This window comes from Acidobacteriota bacterium (genome assembly GCA_028875725.1).
Taxonomy (GTDB): Bacteria; Acidobacteriota; Thermoanaerobaculia; order Multivoradales; family Multivoraceae; genus Multivorans.
Window position 1 is genome coordinate 151,570 of the sequence record JAPPCR010000015.1, and the last position, 16,969, is coordinate 168,538.

At 69.1% G+C, this 16,969-nt stretch carries 15 protein-coding genes; 11 read left to right on the forward strand and 4 right to left on the reverse strand.

Annotated features, from left to right (window positions below; all coding sequences use genetic code 11):
* Positions 1-57: 57 nt before the first annotated feature.
* The 5 genes from OXI49_12275 (at position 58) to OXI49_12295 (ending at position 4,953) form a co-directional block, all read left to right on the forward strand.
* On the forward strand, positions 58-900 hold the full coding sequence (locus OXI49_12275) for an LLM class F420-dependent oxidoreductase (GenBank protein MDE2691283.1): 843 nt from the start codon (positions 58-60) through the stop codon (positions 898-900).
* 25 nt (positions 901-925) lie between these two features.
* A complete protein-coding gene (locus OXI49_12280; protein ID MDE2691284.1) occupies positions 926-1,816 on the forward strand; it encodes a ThuA domain-containing protein in 891 nt (296 codons plus the stop codon).
* Positions 1,817-1,848: 32 nt separating this feature from the next.
* The gene (locus OXI49_12285) at positions 1,849-2,280 is read left to right on the forward strand and encodes a VOC family protein (protein MDE2691285.1); all 432 of its coding nucleotides are present in this window, start codon (positions 1,849-1,851) and stop codon (positions 2,278-2,280) included.
* 200 nt (positions 2,281-2,480) lie between these two features.
* On the forward strand, positions 2,481-3,317 hold the full coding sequence (locus tag OXI49_12290; protein ID MDE2691286.1) for a hypothetical protein: 837 nt from the start codon (positions 2,481-2,483) through the stop codon (positions 3,315-3,317).
* Positions 3,307-4,953: a DNA polymerase Y family protein gene (locus OXI49_12295; protein ID MDE2691287.1), complete on the forward strand. Its 1,647-nt coding sequence runs from the start codon at positions 3,307-3,309 to the stop codon at positions 4,951-4,953. The genes OXI49_12290 and OXI49_12295 overlap by 11 nt, the downstream gene beginning before the upstream one ends.
* Positions 4,954-4,959: 6 nt before the next feature.
* Here the strand turns inward: OXI49_12295 and OXI49_12300 are convergent, their stop codons facing one another.
* Positions 4,960-6,156 (reverse strand): ATP-binding protein, encoded by a 1,197-nt coding sequence (locus OXI49_12300; protein ID MDE2691288.1) that lies wholly within the window; start codon positions 6,154-6,156, stop codon positions 4,960-4,962.
* 121 nt (positions 6,157-6,277) lie between these two features.
* Here OXI49_12300 and OXI49_12305 point away from each other — a divergent pair, with 121 nt between their 5' ends.
* On the forward strand, positions 6,278-7,246 hold the full coding sequence (locus OXI49_12305) for a hypothetical protein (protein ID MDE2691289.1): 969 nt from the start codon (positions 6,278-6,280) through the stop codon (positions 7,244-7,246).
* Positions 7,247-7,267: 21 nt separating this feature from the next.
* Here OXI49_12305 and OXI49_12310 read toward each other — a convergent pair whose 3' ends face one another.
* On the reverse strand, positions 7,268-7,645 hold the full coding sequence (locus OXI49_12310; GenBank protein ID MDE2691290.1) for a (2Fe-2S) ferredoxin domain-containing protein: 378 nt from the start codon (positions 7,643-7,645) through the stop codon (positions 7,268-7,270).
* Between the two features lie 43 nt (positions 7,646-7,688).
* On the opposite strand from OXI49_12310, the gene OXI49_12315 reads away from it, so the two are divergent.
* Both OXI49_12315 and OXI49_12320 read left to right on the forward strand, forming a co-directional pair.
* Entirely contained in the window at positions 7,689-8,069 is a 381-nt protein-coding gene (locus OXI49_12315; GenBank protein ID MDE2691291.1) for a VOC family protein, read from the forward strand.
* 4 nt (positions 8,070-8,073) lie between these two features.
* Positions 8,074-9,780 carry a tetratricopeptide repeat protein gene (locus OXI49_12320; protein MDE2691292.1) on the forward strand — a complete coding sequence of 569 codons (1,707 nt, stop codon included), beginning with the start codon at positions 8,074-8,076 and terminating at the stop codon, positions 9,778-9,780.
* A 96-nt stretch (positions 9,781-9,876) separates the two neighbouring features.
* On the opposite strand, the gene OXI49_12325 is transcribed toward OXI49_12320, so the two are convergent.
* Positions 9,877-10,197, reverse strand: a complete 321-nt coding sequence (locus OXI49_12325) for a GYD domain-containing protein (GenBank protein ID MDE2691293.1) — start codon at positions 10,195-10,197, stop codon at positions 9,877-9,879.
* A 138-nt stretch (positions 10,198-10,335) separates the two neighbouring features.
* Here OXI49_12325 and OXI49_12330 point away from each other — a divergent pair, with 138 nt between their 5' ends.
* The 3 genes from OXI49_12330 to OXI49_12340 are packed head-to-tail and all read left to right on the forward strand — an operon-like array spanning position 10,336 to position 14,538.
* On the forward strand, positions 10,336-13,779 hold the full coding sequence (locus OXI49_12330) for an error-prone DNA polymerase (protein MDE2691294.1): 3,444 nt from the start codon (positions 10,336-10,338) through the stop codon (positions 13,777-13,779).
* Positions 13,780-13,829: 50 nt separating this feature from the next.
* Complete coding sequence (locus OXI49_12335; GenBank protein ID MDE2691295.1) at positions 13,830-14,126, forward strand: AbrB/MazE/SpoVT family DNA-binding domain-containing protein; 297 nt, start codon at positions 13,830-13,832, stop codon at positions 14,124-14,126.
* A complete protein-coding gene (locus OXI49_12340) occupies positions 14,104-14,538 on the forward strand; it encodes a PIN domain-containing protein (protein ID MDE2691296.1) in 435 nt (144 codons plus the stop codon). The genes OXI49_12335 and OXI49_12340 overlap by 23 nt, the downstream gene beginning before the upstream one ends.
* Positions 14,539-14,545: 7 nt before the next feature.
* On the opposite strand, the gene OXI49_12345 is transcribed toward OXI49_12340, so the two are convergent.
* On the reverse strand, positions 14,546-16,966 hold the full coding sequence (locus tag OXI49_12345) for a tetratricopeptide repeat protein (protein ID MDE2691297.1): 2,421 nt from the start codon (positions 16,964-16,966) through the stop codon (positions 14,546-14,548).
* Between the last annotated feature and the right edge of the window lie 3 nt (positions 16,967-16,969).

Sequence of the window (16,969 nt, forward strand, 5' to 3'; positions counted from 1 at the left end):
CTACAGTCCCGCGCTCCAGTGGCCCCGGAGATGGGGCCCCCAGAACGAGGAGAAGAGATGAAGTTCGGCATCATGTTCGCCAACACCGGCCCGTTCGTCGACGGCCCACCCGCCGCGGGTCTCGCTCAGGCGGCCGAAGCCGCCGGCTTCGACTCGCTATGGACCGTGGAGCACGTCGTCGTCCCGCGCGGCTACGCCTCCCCCTATCCCTATGACGAAAGCGGCAAGATGCCCGGCGGACGCGAGGACTTCGACATCCCCGACCCGCTCGTCTGGCTATCCTACGTGGCCGCGGCGACCACGAGCATCAAGCTCGCCACCGGCATCCTGATCGTCCCGCAGCGCAATCCCCTGGTCACGGCCAAGGCCGTTGCCACGCTCGACAAGCTCTCCGGCGGCCGGGCCGTCCTGGGCGTCGGCGTCGGCTGGCTCGAAGAGGAGTTCAATGCCCTCGGCGTGCCCTTCGCCGGCCGTGGCCGCCGCCTCGACGACTATCTGCGCGCCTTCCGGGCGCTGTGGACCGAGGACTGCCCCAGCCATGACGGTGAGTTCGTCTCCTTCTCCGACTGCTACAGCCGGCCGCAACCGACGCAGGGCTCCGTGCCCATCGTCGTCGGCGGCCACTCCGACCGCGCCGCCCGCCGCGCCGGCGAGCTGGGCGACGGCTTCTTCCCCGCCCTCGGCGACGTCGACCAGCTGAAGCACCTGCTCGGCGTCATGCGCGCCAGCGCCGAGGCGGCGGGCCGCGACCCGGACGCGATCGAGATCACCGCCAACGGCGGACCGCCGGATCACGTCGCCCGAATGGCCGAACTCGGCGTCTCCCGCGTCATCGTCCCGCCGATGCCGCCGGACAAGCTCGCCCAGTTCGGCGAAGAGGTCATCGCGAAGTTCGCTTGACTTGCGCGGTGGTAACTTCCCCCGCATGATCCAAGCTGCCAGCCTCACTCGCCCCCTGCTCACCGCACTCGCGCTGCTGTTCGTCGCGGCCACCCCCAACCTCGCCTCCGAAGACGAAGCCGACGACCCCATCCGCGTCCTCTTCGTCAGCAAGTCCTCCGGCTTCCAGCACTCCGCCATCAAGCGCACCGACGGCCATCCCAGCCACGTCGACACCGTGCTGGCCGAGGTCGCGGCCGACCGCGGCTTCGAGATCACCTCCACCAAGGACGCCGGCCTGATCAACACGGCGCAACTCGCCAACTTCGACGTCGTCATCTTCTACACGACCGGCGACTTGACCCAGCGCGGCGGCAGCGGCGAGGGCATCTTCCGCGGCGACGGCAATCCCCCGATGAGCGGCGACGGCGTCTCCGACCTGATCGCCTGGACCGAAGCCGGCGGCGGTTTCGTCGGCTTCCACCCCGCGACCGACACCTTCCACGGCGAGGGCGACGAAGTGACCCCCTACATCGGCCTGATCGGCGGCGAGTTCACCCATCACGGCAGGCAGTTTCCCGGCATCGTCCGTGTTGCCGATTCCCGCCACCCCACGATGAAGTCCGTCGAAGACGGCTGGAAGATCATGGACGAGTGGTACCTGTTCAAGAACCTCGCCGAAGACAAGCTCCACGTCCTGGCGTTGATGGACCCCGGCGAAGAGCGGGCCAAGCAGGAGGTCTACGACATCGACCCCTACCCCATCGCCTGGTGCCACGAACTCGGCGCCGGCCGCGTTCTCTACAACGCGATGGGCCACCGCGAGGACGTCTGGGACCACGAGATGTTCCAGGCCTGGGTCGGCGACACGATCGAATGGGCGGCCGGGGAAGGCGAAGCCGCGGCAGCACCGAACTGGGGGGACGTGGTTCCGTAAGGCGAACGTCGCGGGAACCCGGGAGAACCCCCATGAAGAAACCACCTGAAGGCTGGCCGAGAATCTCATCATCCGTCTTCTACGACGACGCGGCGGCCGCGATCGACTGGCTGGTCCGCGCCTTCGGCTTCGAGGTGCAGGAGAGGGTCGAGGACGACCAGGGGCGCATCGTCCATTCGCAGCTCGTCCTGGACGGCGGGCTCATCATGATCGGTCAGACCGGCCTGCAGCCGGACCGCGCGTACCAGAAGTCTCCGCGGACTGTCGGCGGCGCGAACACGCAGTCGCTGGTCATCTACGTGGACGACGCCGATGCTCACTGCGAGCGGGCACGGGCGGCCGGCGCCGAGATCACGATCGAGCCGGCGACTCAGGACTACGGCGAGGGCTACTGGGTCGACCGGAGCTACGGCGCCCGGGATCCCGAAGGCCACCACTGGTGGTTCCTCCAGCGGCTGCGCTGACGCGCTTGTGCAGGAACTTTGAATAAGGGTTCTCCCTATTCAAGGTTCGCCCTGAAGTCTTAGCAAGGGGCGTCGAGCGACCGTTCTGGCTCGCTACCTGCGGCCGCGACGCCACAACAGGTGGACTTCCCATTTACGCCTTAGTTTCGCTATGATGCTCTCTTCCCACTTTCGCATTTCCCATTCCGCTCCACGGTGCCGTGACTTCCCTGCCCGCAGCTCTCACCGACCCGCAGTGGCCGCGCTCGCTCGTGCGCCAGATCCGGCGCGGGCGAGATCTGGTTAGCGACGGTTCCTCGGCCGGAATCCAGGAAGTAGAAGCCGACGTGTTCGCCACGCGGCTTGCGGGCGTCGACCGCCTGCTGGACGGCGGCATCCGCCGCGGGCAGACGATCGAGCTGGTCGGCCCCCGAAGCAGCGGCCGCTTCTCCCTGGTGCTGGAACTGCTGGCCGGCGCCACCGAGAGTGGTGAGTCGGCGGCGCTGATCGATCTGGGGGATCACTTCGATCCGCAGGCGGCGGCGCGCGCCGGGGTCGACCTCGAACGGTTGCTCTGGGCGCGGCCCGAGCGATTGAAGCAGGCGCTGGGCAGCGCCGAGGTGCTGATCGGCGGCGGATTTCCCCTGGTCGTGCTCGACCTCGGTCTGCCTCCGATCCCCGGTGGCCGCGGCAAGGAGTCGGCGTGGCTGCGGTTGCGGCGGGCAGCGGAGGACCACCAGGCGGCGCTGCTGATCGCGGCCCCGTACCGCGCCGGCGGCACGGCGCCGCAGAAGGTTCTCGATCTCGGGTCGCGAACATCGCCGGTCCGTGCCCTCTGGGCGCAGGCCGCACCGAGAAGCCCGCGCTTGCTCAACGGACTCAGAACCCGGCTCGAGCTCACCAAGTCGCGCGGCAAACGGCCGGGCGCCGCGGCCGAAGTCGAGTTGCGCGTGCTTACCCGCAGCCTGCGGCGCCCCCTGCCAGACGTGCCGCCCCGTCGGGCGGAGAACCGCAACGCCGCCGGTACGCCGGTCGAGGTCCTGCGCCGTGCCGGGTAAGCGGAAGACCCGCATCGCCTGCCTGCGAGCAGCGTTGTTTCCTCTTGCCGCCTACTTGCGAGGAGCGCCCGAACTCGCCCGCGAGGCGGTCGTGGTCCACGAAGGTCCGTCGGCGCGGATCGTCGCCGCTTCCCGGCTGGCACGGCGAGCCGGGGTGCGGCCGGGGCTGACCGTGACCCAGGCCCGGAACATCGAGTCCGGCCTCGTCTCTCGCACCCGCGACCCCGAACGCGAGCACACCGCGCAGGAGGTACTGCTCGAGATCGGGGACGCCTTCTCGCCCCGGGTCGAGGACGGCGGCGAGGGCATGGTCTACCTCGACTTGGCCGGCATCAGTCCGGCCTCCGCCGGGAACAGCGCCAAGGAGCGGGACAAGACCGCCGTCAACCCGTTGCTGCCCCTGAGCGTCGGCGGCGACGAGCACAGCCTCGGCCAGTCGATCATGCGGGACATGGACGCCGCCGGCCTCCCCGGCCGGGTCGGCATCGCCGGCAGCAAGCTGGCGGCGCGAGCGGCGGCCGCCCTCCCGCGGTCGCCGAACGTCGTGGCGCCGCGCGGCGAGGCCCGGTTCCTGGCGCCGTTGCCGCTCAAGTCCCTGTTCGAGGACGGTAGCCGCGACCCCGACTCGGCGCAGGACGGCGACGACTTTGGAGTTCTCCACACGCTGAAGCTCTGGGGACTGCGCACGGTCGGCGACCTCGCCGGCTTGCCGGCAGCCGAGGTCCACAGCCGCCTCGGCGAGCGCGGCACGGCGCTCCATTCCGCCGCCCGGGGCTTCGACCCGAAGCCGTTGACTCCCCGTCCGCCGCCGCCCACCTTCCGCGAGTCGCAGACCTTCGAGTGGCCGATCGACAACCTGGAGCCGTTCCTGTTCGTCGCCCGCGGCGCCGTCTCCCGGCTGGCGGACCGGCTCGACGCCCGGGGCATGGGCTGCAAGCGGCTCGAGCTGTCGCTCAAGGTCGAGCCCGAGGGCCTCCACGAACTGGCCATCGAACTGCCGGCGCCCACCCGCGAGGCGCGGACGCTGCTGTCACTGATCCGTCTCCACCTGGAGGACGAGCCGCCCCGGTCGCCGATCACGTCGATGCAACTGCTCGCCCATCCCGACGTTCCGCGCCAGGCGCAGCTCAGCCTGCTCGGACCGGCCGCCCTGTCGCCCGACCGCCTGGCCGCCGTCACCGCGCGGCTGCTCGCCCTGCTCGGCCCGAACCGCGTCGGCTCGCCGCGCACCCGGAACGGCCACCTGCCCGAACGTTTCCGCCTGGCCGACTACGACCCGCCCCCGCCGCCCCGGATCCGGCTCGAACCCCGGCCCGGCCGCGGCATGCTGGCGGTGCGCACCCTGCGGCCGCCGGTCGAGGTCGAGGTGCTGACCGCGGAGAGCGAAGAGACAGACCGCGTCGTGCCCTGTCCCGCACCGCTACAGATCAACCCCCTGCCGACGGACGAACGCCACATCCGCATCGAAGGCGCCGTCCGAACCGCCGCCGGCCCTTGGGAGATCGAGGAAGGCTGGTGGCGAGAAGCCCCGGCAATGCGGGACTACTGGGACGTCGAGCTGCAGACCGGCGCGGTGTGCCGGATCTACCGGGACCGGACGTCGGAACGCTGGTTCGCGGACGGCGTGTACGACTGAGGGGGCCTAGGACGAACGCACATCACCCGGAGCACACAATCGACGTCGCACGAAGTCATCGAACAGAGGGACGGTGAAGTCGATCTCGCCCCAACGCGGCGAGTAGCAGAGTCCCTTCTTGATCAGCTTGTCACGCACCGGCCCCACACCCGGTGTATCCCTGCCCATGGTCGCCGCGACGCGACCTGAGGCGTACGGACCCTCGCCAAGTGACGCCATAGCGACCAGGTACTCGCGCTCTGAATCGGTCGTGCGGTCGATCCGGACTCGGAAGAAGCCGGTGTCCAGTTCATCAACCGCAGTCGTGACCGCACTATCTACGTCCGTAGCAGTGATTTCGACAGGACCATCCGCCAAGTCCCATACCTGCTTGCCGAACTCCTGAAGGAAGTAGGGATAGCCCTGAGTCTCGTCGACGATTCGGTCAAGTGCGTCCGGCTGCCAAACGACCCCTTCCTCGTCAGCGGGTTTGACCAAAGCTGCTCTGGCGTCGTCCCCGTCCAGGCTGTCGATCGATCGGAAGTTGAACAACCGCTCCGCGTAGGACTTCGCCTCGCCGGCAAGGGCCGGCACCGAAGGCAAACCGGCACCCACTACCAGGAAGGGAAGTTGTTCCTGATTCACTTGGTGGAGGCCCACGATCAGGGCGGCCAGGTCCTTCCGCTTCAGGTACTGCACCTCGTCGACCGTGACCAGAACGCCCTTTCCCCGCTCGCGAGCGGCCTCTCCGACCTCGGAAAACAGGCCAGCCAGGTCCTCGTCCAGCAACCCCGAATCCGCTCGGCCGGGCACGGGATCGAGGCCTACTGTGAGATCACCGCCGTCTGGCAGGTTCCACCGCACCTGGAACGACTTGAGCACACCAAAGGCCCGTTTTGCCCGATCGGCCAAGTTCTGTGCCGGGGAGAGGCGAAGGAGCACCTTCCGAACGAGTTCGGCCATCGCCTGCGGGAACCGCATTCCCTCGCTGGCTTCAAGCGGTTGGCAGACCCAGTTCCGGCTTTGGCCAAGACGGCGAAACTCCTGCAGGAGCACCGTCTTCCCCACGCCGCGGAGCCCGGTCAGGATCACGCTCTTGGCGAAACGGCCAAGGCGCAGGCGCTCGATGGCGATCCGGATCGTCTCGAGTTCGGCGTCCCGACCGACGAGTGCGGGCGGAGGGCTTCCGGCACCCGGACTGTAGGGATTGCGGGTTGGGTCCATCGGCTGATTATAGGGATCTGCCCGGCTTTTATCGAGTATGGATAAAAGTCCAGCAAACTGCTATAAGTCGCCGCTCCATGCGCCCACCACACGGACGTCACCGGCGTCGGACGAGAGCCTCGTGAAACTCGATCGCGCCATCTCCGGCAGTCACCGCAACGGCGACTTGGTCGTCACCGAGTACGACGTCGATGGGGTCCGAACCATCAACCAGGCACTCGCGGACGCGTTCCGTTCCTCCAAGCGGTTCAACCCGCACGCCACTCCGCCGACGCTGGTCTCGACAGGCTTCACCGTCCACGATCTGAAGTCGCGATCCTGCCATCTCGTTCTTGTCCACGCTGCCGACCACAGACCGCGTCACGCGCCTACGATCGGCAGGGTAGTCAAGTTCTCGAAACCAGAGTTCGCACCGCACCGCGCGTCAGAGCTTCAACTCGGTACACCCAGCTACTACCGCGAGCTCGAGGCCTCCAACCCTGGAATCGGCGACCGCTACGACGGCACGATCACCAAGGACGCTTCCGAGTGGGCCAAGAACACTCTGCCCCTAGGCGCCTCCGCGAAAGCCAAGATCACCTTCACCGCATCAGAGGCGAACTGGGTTTTCTGCGCGTCCCACTACCGGCACCTCTCCGAGCTTCGCAGTCTGCAGGACCACTTCTCGCAGAGCTACGACTACCGCGCCGCAACGCAAGTCCTCGACCCCGAAGCGTTCGCCGCATGGCTCGGCATTGACTTCGCGCTGACGTTCGACAAGGAGTCGATCGGGAAGCTGGACGCCTTCGGAATCATCGGGTACGCCGCGAGTCGCTACGAAACAGAGTTCTGGGAAGGCGCCGGAAACATCGACACCTTCGTCCACGTCTACCACGGCCCAGTCGTTTACGCCGACCGCTCCGGCGAACTACGCACGCAAGCCGACTGGATCGACCCGCACGGCAGCCCAAAGGCCCTGTTCACCAAGAAGACCTCCTTCGAACCGCAACGCGAATACAGGTTCGCGGTGTCGACGCCATTGCGCCCAACGGAGCACCAGCTGCGCATGGAGATTTCGACCGAGCTACGGAGGCTGACGTCGCCGCTCTGATCGCACTCGCAGAGCAGCCGGCTACTCGCCGGGTGCGTTGGAGCCCGCAATCACCTGCTCCGCCACCACACGGCCGCCGATCAGGTGCTCCTGGATCACCCGTTCCAGAACCTCGGGCGTGCAGCCCCAGTACCAGACACCCTCCGGATAGACGACCGCGATCGGACCGGCGTCGCAGATGCGGAGGCAGTTCGCCTTCGTCCGCATCACCGTGCCGGACTCGGTGAGGCCCAGTTCGAGCAGCCGGCGCTTGAGGTAGTCCCAGGACTCGAGCGACAACTCCCGGTCGCAGCACTTCGGCTTCGTCTGGTCGCAGCACAGGAAGATGTGCCGCTGCACGCTGGCGATGCCGATCGCCTCCGCCTTGCGCCGGGCGCGTTCGAGGGCTTCAGGGTCCATGGCGGCTGATGATTCCATGATCCCGGTGGCTAGACTCCGCCCAATGAAGCTCTACGAAGCCGCCTACCCGTTTCAGGACGACGTGCTCGCTCTCCCGGTCGAGGACCTGGATACAACTGCGAAGTGGTACGCGGACGCCTTCGGGCTGCACGAGGTCGAGCGCCGCGAAGAGCCCATGCCGACGGTCATCCTCGAGCGCGACGGCGTACGGATCGGCTTCGCGATCAACGGCGGCGACGCCAGCATGGACGGCGCGGCGATCCTGGTCACCGACATCAAGGCGGCTCGGGCCGAACTGAAGAGCAACGGCGTCAAGGTCAAGAACTGGCGCATCGACAAGCGCGACGGCAAGAAGTTCCGCGTCTTCTTCGTCGTGGCGCCGGATGGGCTCTGTTACTACTTCCATCAGCCGCTGAGCAGCTAGCCAAATGACTCGTCCCCCCAGCGGTCCCGCGGCCATCGTCGCGCTGCTGCTGATCGCCCCGCTGCCCGCCGTCGCCCAGGACTTCGCCGAGCTTCTGGAGATCCGTCGCGTCAAGGAGACGCTCGACCTGAACCAGGTGCCGGAGCCGGATCTGTCCCAGGTGGCCGCGATCGACGCCCAACGGCTTCGGGACTATCGGACGCTCACGGCCGGCGCCCTGCAACATGCCGCCGAGCCGATGCAGGCGCAGCTGGCGGCGAACACCTTCGGCGATCTCTGCGCGCGCTACCTGCACTACGAGCTGCACGACGCGGCAGCGGTCTGCCTGGACCAGCTCAGGGAGCTGGCGCCCGCGGATTTCCAGTGGGCCTACTTCAAACTGCTGTTGCAAATCGCTTCCGGAGACCTCGAAGGGGCGGTAGCAGCCGCTGAGGAGGCGCTGGCCATCCGGCCGGACGATCCGTCGACGCTCATCCGCCTCGGCGAACTCCAGGTGGCTGCCGGCGACATCGACGCTGCCGAAGCCGCCTACGAGGCGGCCATGGAGGCCTACCCGGAGAGCGCCACGGCCCGCGTCGGGCTGGGCTACATCGCCCTGGAGCGGGACGACCCGGCGAAGGCGCTCCAGATCTTTCAGGAAGTCGCCGCGTCGCAGCCCGAGGGCAGCGAAGCGAATCACCACGTCGGCCTCGCCTACCGCGCCCTGGGCGACGCGGACCGGGCCGCCGAGGCGTGGCGGCTGAACCAGGACGTCCTGATCCCGATGTACGACCCGCTCCTCGAACGGCTGCGGCCGCTCGAGGAGGACGTCACGCTGCCGCTCGACCGAGCCGTCGCCGCCGCCGCAGAGGGCGACCACGAACGGGCCGTCACGCTGTACGAGGAGATCCTCGCAACGAACGAGGCAGACGACGAGGCTCACTTCCGGCTGGCCGGTTCACTGCTCGCTCTCGGCGATGCCGGACGCGGCGAAGGCCATCTGCGCCGGGCAATCGACCTCAGCCCTGAACACCCCGGGGCGCACTTCGCCCTGGCGATGCTGCTCGCTCGGGAGGGCCGCCGCACCGAAGGCGCCCAACACCTGGAGCGGGCGGTGGACCTGGCGCCGGAGAACCTCTCCTGGCGCCTGCAGCGGGCGCAAGCACGGGCCTCCTCCGGCAACACCGCCGGCGCCGTCGAGGAACTCGAGCGGATCGTCGCCCAGGATCCCGGCATGGTCGAGGCGCGACGGATGCTCTCCGCCGTGCTGGTCGGCGCTGGCAGGACCGAAGAAGCCGCCGTCCAGTTGCAGGCCCTGGTCGCGCTAACGCCGGACGATCTGCAGGCGCGCTTCAACCTCGGACTCATGCTGTTCGAGACCGGCCGCTACGCGGACGCGCGCCGAACTCTCGACGACACCCTCGGACGCTTCCCCGGCGACGTCGCCACGCGTCACCTGCTGGCGCGCCTGCTCGCGGTCAGCCCCGATGACGCGGTCCGGGACGGCGCGCGGGCGGTGGACCTTGCTCAGAGCGTCGTCGACGAGCAGCCGGCGCTCGACCACCTGGAAACCCTGGCCATGGCCTTGGCCGAGGCCGGTCGGTTCGACGACGCGGTCACCTGGCAGCAGCGAGCGCTGGAAGCGGAGCGCCAGGTTGCCGGCGGCAATTCGCCGCAGCGGCTCGACCGCCTCGCGCTCTACCAGGCCCACCAACCGCTACGGGCGCCCTGACGGCCCAGCGGAGCCGGCCTGACGGCCGGCGCATCTTTCTGGCCGCCTTCGGCGGCAGCGGGTCAGACGACCCGCGCACCCAGCTCCGGCTCGGGTTCAGGCGCCGGGCGCGCGGTAGGGCACGCTCTTCGCCACCGCGCCGTCGATCTCCTCCGGCGTCATCAGGACGCGCATCGTCACCTTGATGCCGCCGCCGGCGTTCAGGGTCATTGAGACCGCGACCGCAGTCTCGTTGTCCGGAAGGTCGACGATCATCAGCAGGTCGGCGCCACCGAACGCGTAGTAGATGGCCTCCACCGTGCCGCCTGCGCCCTCCACGGTTTCGCTGAGCGCCTTCCGCCGACTGCTGCCGCCTTCCTGGATCAGGCCCTGGACGCCGGTGTGAGTGTAGTTCGCCTCGATCAGGTACTTCGCCACTTCCACTTCTCCTGTTACTCGACGGCGTCAATCGGTTTAGCGCCGTGCCGGGTTCGGTTTGCATGTTGCCACACGGGGACGAAACGTGCCTGCCTCCCCGATCTTGCCTTCTGTTACCGCCTGATTTACGCTTCCCGGATGGCCCGGGACAGTTCCCCCAAACCCAAGGTCCCCAAACCCGAAGTCAACGTGCCGGCCCGCAACATGGGACTCTCCGGTTCCGTGCGCAAGGGCAGCGGCTACGAAGATCGCGGCGGCAACGACCTGCTCGACGCCCGGGGCGAACCGAATCCCGGCTACGCCGCGCCGGGCGCGGTCAAGGAGCAACTGCGACGGCGCCGGTTCCGGACTCCGCCGAAACGCCGGCTTCGGCCCCCGCCCTACGCCGAACTCCACGCCGCGTCATCGTTCTCCTTCCTGCGCGCTTCGTCCCAGCCCGAGGATCTGGTGGCGCGGGCCGCGGCACTGGGGCTGCCGGCAGTCGCGCTGCTCGACCGGAACGGCGTCTCCGGCGCGCCGCGCTTCTACAAGGCGGCGCGGGAAGCGGGGATCCGGGCCCTGGTCGGCGCCGAGGCGGTCATCGACCGGCCGCAGGCGTCGGCGGTTTCACGCCAGCGCGAGGAGCGGCCGGCCCTGGACGACCAGGAGACCCGCGTCAACCTGCTCGTACGGAGCCGGCAGGGCTACCGCAACCTCTGCCGCCTGCTGACCGCCGGCGCCCTCAACCACCCCAAGGGCGAGGCCCGGATCGACTGGACGCTGCTGGAAGAACACGCGGAAGGTCTCCACTGCCTGGCCGGCGCCGAAACCGATCCGGTCGGGCGGGCGCTGGCGCGGGAAGGGCTGGAAGCAGCCGGACGCCAGCTCGAACGTCTGCACGCCGTCTTCCCCGGCCGCCTGCACGTGGAGCTCTCGCGCCACGGCATCCGCGCCGAAGAGCACCGCAACCAGGCCCTGGTCCGGCTGGCGGACAGGCTGCGCGTGCCGGTCGTCGCCACCGGCGGCGTGCGCTACGCCGCGGCCCGCGACAAGCCCCTCCACGACCTGATGACCGCGATCCGGCACCACGTGACGGTCGACGACGCCGGCGCCCGCCTCGCCCGCGAACGCCAGCGCCGCCTGAGGGCTCCTGAGGAGATGCACCGGCTGTTCGCCGATCTCCCCCGCGCCGTCCACGCCGCGCACGAACTGACCGGGGAACTCGACTTCACCCTCGCCGACCTCGGCTATCGCTTCCCGGACTACCCGGTGCCCGAGGGCGAGACGCCGATCTCCCATCTCCGCGAACTGACCTGGCAGGGAGCGCGGGAGCGCTTCCGGCCGCTGACCGCCAGGTCCGGAGCGCAGCTCGAGAAGGAGCTCGCGCTGATCGAGAAGCTCGACCTCGCCGGCTACTTCCTGATCGTCTGGGACGTCGTCCGCTTCTGCAAGGAGCAGCGGATCCTCGCCCAGGGCCGCGGCTCGGCCGCCAACTCGGCCGTCTGCTACGCGCTCTCCATCACCGCGGTCGACCCGGTGAAGATGGACCTGCTCTTCGAGCGCTTCCTGTCCGAGGAACGCGGAGAGTGGCCGGACATCGACATCGACCTGCCGTCCGGCGACCAGCGCGAGAAGGTGATCCAGTACGTCTACGGGCGCTACGGCCGGCACGGCGCGGCGATGACCGCGAACGTGATCACCTACCGCGACCGCATGGCCGCGCGCGAGGCGGCCAAGGCGCTGGGGTGCTCCAGGTCCCAGGTCGACCGCCTGGCCAAGGGCCTCGGCCACTGGCACTACGACCTCTCCCGCGGCGACAGCAAGGAGATGGACGAGGAGCTCACCGAACTCGGGTTCGATCCCCGCGACCGGCGCATCCGGATCTTCGTTCGCCTGTGGCGGCAGCTCCAGAACCATCCCCGCCACCTGGGCCAGCACTCGGGCGGCATGGTGCTCTGCGCCGGACGGCTCGACGAGATCGTGCCGCTCGAACCGGCGGCGATGGAGAACCGGGTCATCGTCCAGTGGGACAAGGACGACTGCGCTGACCTGGGGCTGATCAAGGTCGACCTGCTCGGTCTCGGCATGCTGAACGCGCTCGAGGAGGCGGTGCCCCTGATCCGCCGCCACGAGGGCAGGGAAGTCGACCTCGCCCACCTGCCGCCCGACGACCCGGCAACCTACGAGATGATCTGCCGCGCCGACACGGTCGGGGTCTTCCAGATCGAGAGCCGGGCGCAGATGGCGTCCCTGCCGCGCCACAAGCCGTACAAGTTCTACGACCTCGTGATCCAGATCGCGATCATCCGTCCCGGGCCGATCGTCGGCGGCATCGCGCATCCCTTCTTCGAGCGCCGGGTCGGCCGCGAGGAGGTCTCCTACCCCCACCCGCTGCTCGAACCGATCCTGCGGCGCACCCTCGGCGTGCCGATCTTCCAGGAGCAGATCCTGAAGGTCGCCATGGTCGCGGCCGGTTTCTCCGGCGGCGAGGCGGAGGACCTGCGGCGGGCGATGGGCTTCAAGCGCTCCGTCGAGCGCATGCACGAGATCGAGCAGCGGCTGCGCTCGGGGATGAACGAACGCGGCATCACGGGCGACGCCCAGGAACAGATCGTCAAGGCGATCACCTCGTTCGCGCTCTACGGCTTCCCCGAGTCGCACTCCGCCAGCTTCGCCCTGATCGCCTACGCCAGCGCCTACCTCAAGCGCCATCACCCGACCGCCTTTTTCCTGTCGCTCCTGAACGCCTGGCCGATGGGCTTCTACCACCCGGCGACCCTGGTCCGCGAGGCGCAGCGCGCTGGGAGCGCGGTGCTGCCGATCGACGTGAACGAGTCGGGAGTGATGTGCCGCTGGCAGGACCGGCCGGCGGACGCCGGCGAGCCGGAGCCGCCCGGCGAACCGCCCCCGGCGGGCGCGATCCGTCTCGGACTGCGCTACGTCAAGGGAATGCGGCGCGAAGCGGCGGAACGGATCGAGGCCGAGCAGGCGGCGAGGCGCTTTGCGAGCATCGAGGATCTCGCCGAGCGCTGCCGCCTGCGCCGGAACGAACTCACGGCACTGGCGTCGATTGGCGCGTTGCCTGAGCGCGGCCGGCGCGCGGCCCTGTGGCAGGCGGCCCAGGTCGAGAAGCCGAAGGGCCCGCTGTTCGCCAAACTCACGACGACCACGCCTTCGCCGCTCGACGAAATGACACCGATGGAAGAAACCGCCGCTGACTTCGCCGTCGCCTCGATCACCACCGGCCCTCACCCGATGGAGTACTACCGTCGCGCGCTCGACCGCCGCCGCGTCGTGACTGCCGCGGCGCTCCCGGACAAGCCCGCCGGCCGACGCGTGCGCACCGCCGGCTCCGTCATCGTCCGCCAGCGTCCCGGCACCGCCCGCGGCCTCCTGTTCCTGACCCTGGAAGACGAGACGGGAATGAGCCAGGCGGTCGTCATGCCGGACCAGCTCAAGAAGCACCGCCGCACGATCGTCTCCTCCTCCGGCCTGATCGTCGAGGGCGTGCTGCAGAAGAAGGACGGCTCACTATCCGTCAAGGCGGACAGGTTCTGGCCCATCGACCGCCTGGAGCGGATCCCGAGCCACGACTTCCGATAGGAAGGAGCGAAGCAGCTTGACAAGGAACTGATCCTTGCTACGGTAAGGAAATGAGCAAGGTCACGAGCAAGCTCCAGTTGACCCTGCCGAAGGCGCTCGCAGTGCAGTACGGCATACGGCCCGGGCACGACGTACGCTTCGAGGGAGCCGGTGAGGTGATCCGCATGGTCCCCGAAGGCGCGGACCACGCTCCTGCCGACCTGGATGTAGAGGCGCGACTGCGCCTCTTCGACGCGGCAACGGCTCGCCAGGAGGAGCGCCAGGCAGGGCGGCGAGCGCGGGACCAGGACAGCCGAGGTTGGACACGAGAGGAACTCTACGAGCGTGGTCGCTCGCGTCCTGATTGACACCAACGTCCTCGTCTACCGCTACGACCACCGCTTCCCGAAGAAGCAGTCGACTGCGTCCACAGTTCTACGAGAGTGCCTCCGAAACGGAGTCGCGCGGGTCCCCCACCAGGCCGTGGTCGAGTTCGTCGCGGCGACAACGCGGGGACGACCCGGCCAACGACTGCTCGATCCGGCCGTCGCTCGACGCGAGGCCGAGGAGATCATGTCCCAGTTCGACGTGATCTACCCCGACGATGCGGTGCTGCGCATGGCTCTGCGCGGGGCGGCGGCCTACGGCCTGTCCTGGTTCGATGCACACCTGTGGGCCTACGCCGAAGTCCACGGCCTTTCCGAGATCCTGTCCGAGGACTTTCAACATGGCCGCATGTACGGAACGGTCACCGTACGCGATCCGTTCCGCGACGCCTGACCCGGCTCTACCGGCCCCGGACGGGAATCCCCTGCCGGTACTGCTCTAGCCTGCGGTTCAGCAGCTCGAGCAACTGCTCCCGGTCGGGCGAGGTGTTCCGCGGGTCGCCGACGATCTCAAGCGCCGACGCCACCGTCCGCGCCGCTGTTTCGAAGTCGCCGGTCTCGGCCTGGGCAGCCGCCAGGGTCTCGAGCAGGGCGGGCTCGGCGCCGCCGGCGACCGCGTTCAGTTCGAGAGCGATCAGGAGAGCGAGGCGACCGTCGCGCCGGCCGGCATCCGGATGGGTCGCCAGCGTCCAGGCGATGTCGTTGCCCCGCGCCAGGAGGTTCCGGTCTTCAACGTAGGCGCGACGGAGGTGTTCCGCGCCCTCGGCGGCGCCGGACGGACCACTGCGGATCAGGGACAGTCCGAGTTCGTGGCGGCCCGCGGCGTGATCGGGGTCGTGCGAGAGCAGCGCCCGGTAGTTCTCGATCGCTTCTTCCAGGCGGCCCGCGGCGGCCGCGATCCGGGCCGCTCCGTAGAGAGCCTCCGTGTCCCGCGGTTCGACTTCGAGGATCGCCCGGTAGTGTCCCCAGGCAGCGCCGAGTTCGTCGCTGCGAACGGCGGCTTCGGCCAGAATCCGGTGCGCTTCGACGTAGCGCGGATCGAGAGTGACAACCGCCGCGAACTGCTCCATCGCCTCCCGCAGGCGCTCCGCCTTGGCGAGCAACTGGCCATAGAGATACCGCAGCTCCACATCCCGCGGGCTCTCCTCGACCGCGCGGCCGAGTTCCCGCACCGCTTCGTCCGTGCGTCCCTCCCGGTCGAGCAGTTCGGCCACGCGAACCCGGGCCGCCACGTCTCCCGGATCGGCAGCGAGCGTAGCCTCTGCCTGGGCCCGCACCGAGCCGGTGTCGCCAGCGTCGAGGAGAGCGTTCTGCCAGGCGGCCCGCGCCGCCGGATCGTCGGGTTCGAGATCCAGGGCGGCACGGGCGTACCGGGCCGCGGCTTCGTTGTCCCCACGCCGGCCTTCGAGCACCGTCAGGCGCTGGAGCGACTTGAACAGGCGGTCCCGCGCTCCCTGCCGCTCGAACGACGCTCCACCGCCATCGTCGAGGCGCGCCTGCTCGACGTCGACTGAACGCCGCAGCAACGCCACGGACTCCTCCGGAAACGGCTCCTCGTACCAGCGCGCGTAGCTGGCGAGCGACACTTCGTCCGGGGGCTCCGTGTACCAGCGGCCGGATAGCGCAGCAGACGCCACCCGCAGGTCGGAGTCCCGCGCATCCAGCAGTTCGAGGTCCGCGATCAGGTCACCCGCGGTTACGCCTCCCCGGTAGAGCACGGCGACCTGGCCCTCGCCGTCGAGAAGCATGGAGAACGGAAGCGACAGCGGGAATCGGCGGTCGAATAGCGACCTCTTGACGATCTCGACCTTGTCCAGCGTCTCCTCGGTCGCCACTCCGTTCAGGAACGGAAAGCCGATCTCGTCCATGAAGCTCCGCGCCGCCGCTTCGGTCGTGGTCGCCAGGTCACCCATGCCATCCGTCGACAGCGCGGCGATCTCGAGACCCGCGGCACGGAGCGCATCCTCCTCGTTCGCCAGGTCCTGCAACTCGAAACGGCAGGGAACGCACCAGCTCGCCCAGATGTTGACCAGCACCGGCCGCCCCTGGCCCGCCTCTACCGCCAACGGCTCCGAGGCGCCGAAGGGGCGCAACGTCAACGAAGGAGCCGGCGGACGCGGCGCCAGCACGACACGTGCGCCAGTGGTCGCCGCCGGCGGCTCCTGGGCACGCGGCATCAACGGTGTCTGCCTCGGCGGTCCCGGCACGGCCTCTGCGCCGCCGCTGCCCTGGACGATCCGGTAGCGGCCCCCGGCCTCGACGCCGGAGAACGTCTCGCTGCCTCCCCCGGGCCAGCGGACGCTCACCGGACCCGAAACCTCGCTGTCACCGAGACCGAAGTGGAGCCAGCGGCTCGACTGCGAGAGGAAACCCTCGCCGGCGCGGACGGATCGGCGGAGGATGCCGGACGAGGTTGGGACTTCCACCCGCGCTCCGACCGCGTCCCGGTTCGTGCCCGCGCCGTCTCCCTCCAGACGCAGGGCGACGAAGCGCCGCCCCGCCGGCAACTCGTTCCGCATCAGCCGCAACCGCGGCGCGGTCCGGTTGCTGATCGCCACATCGAGATCGCCGTCGCCCTCCAGGTCGAGGAAGCCGACGCCGCGACCGTCGTCCGGGAAATCGAGACCGCTCACCGCCGACGCGTTGGCGAAGGAAACGCCAGCTTCGCCGGGGTTCAGGCTGTTTCCCAGGTTCAGAAAGACGCAGTTGCGCTCGTTGCCGCTGAAGGAAAGCCCCTCGTCGAGCCGCTCGTGGAGCGCCCGCAGGGATTCGAGATACGGCTCCAGCGAGCGGTCATCCGGGGAACTCGGCGCGCGCGGCACGAC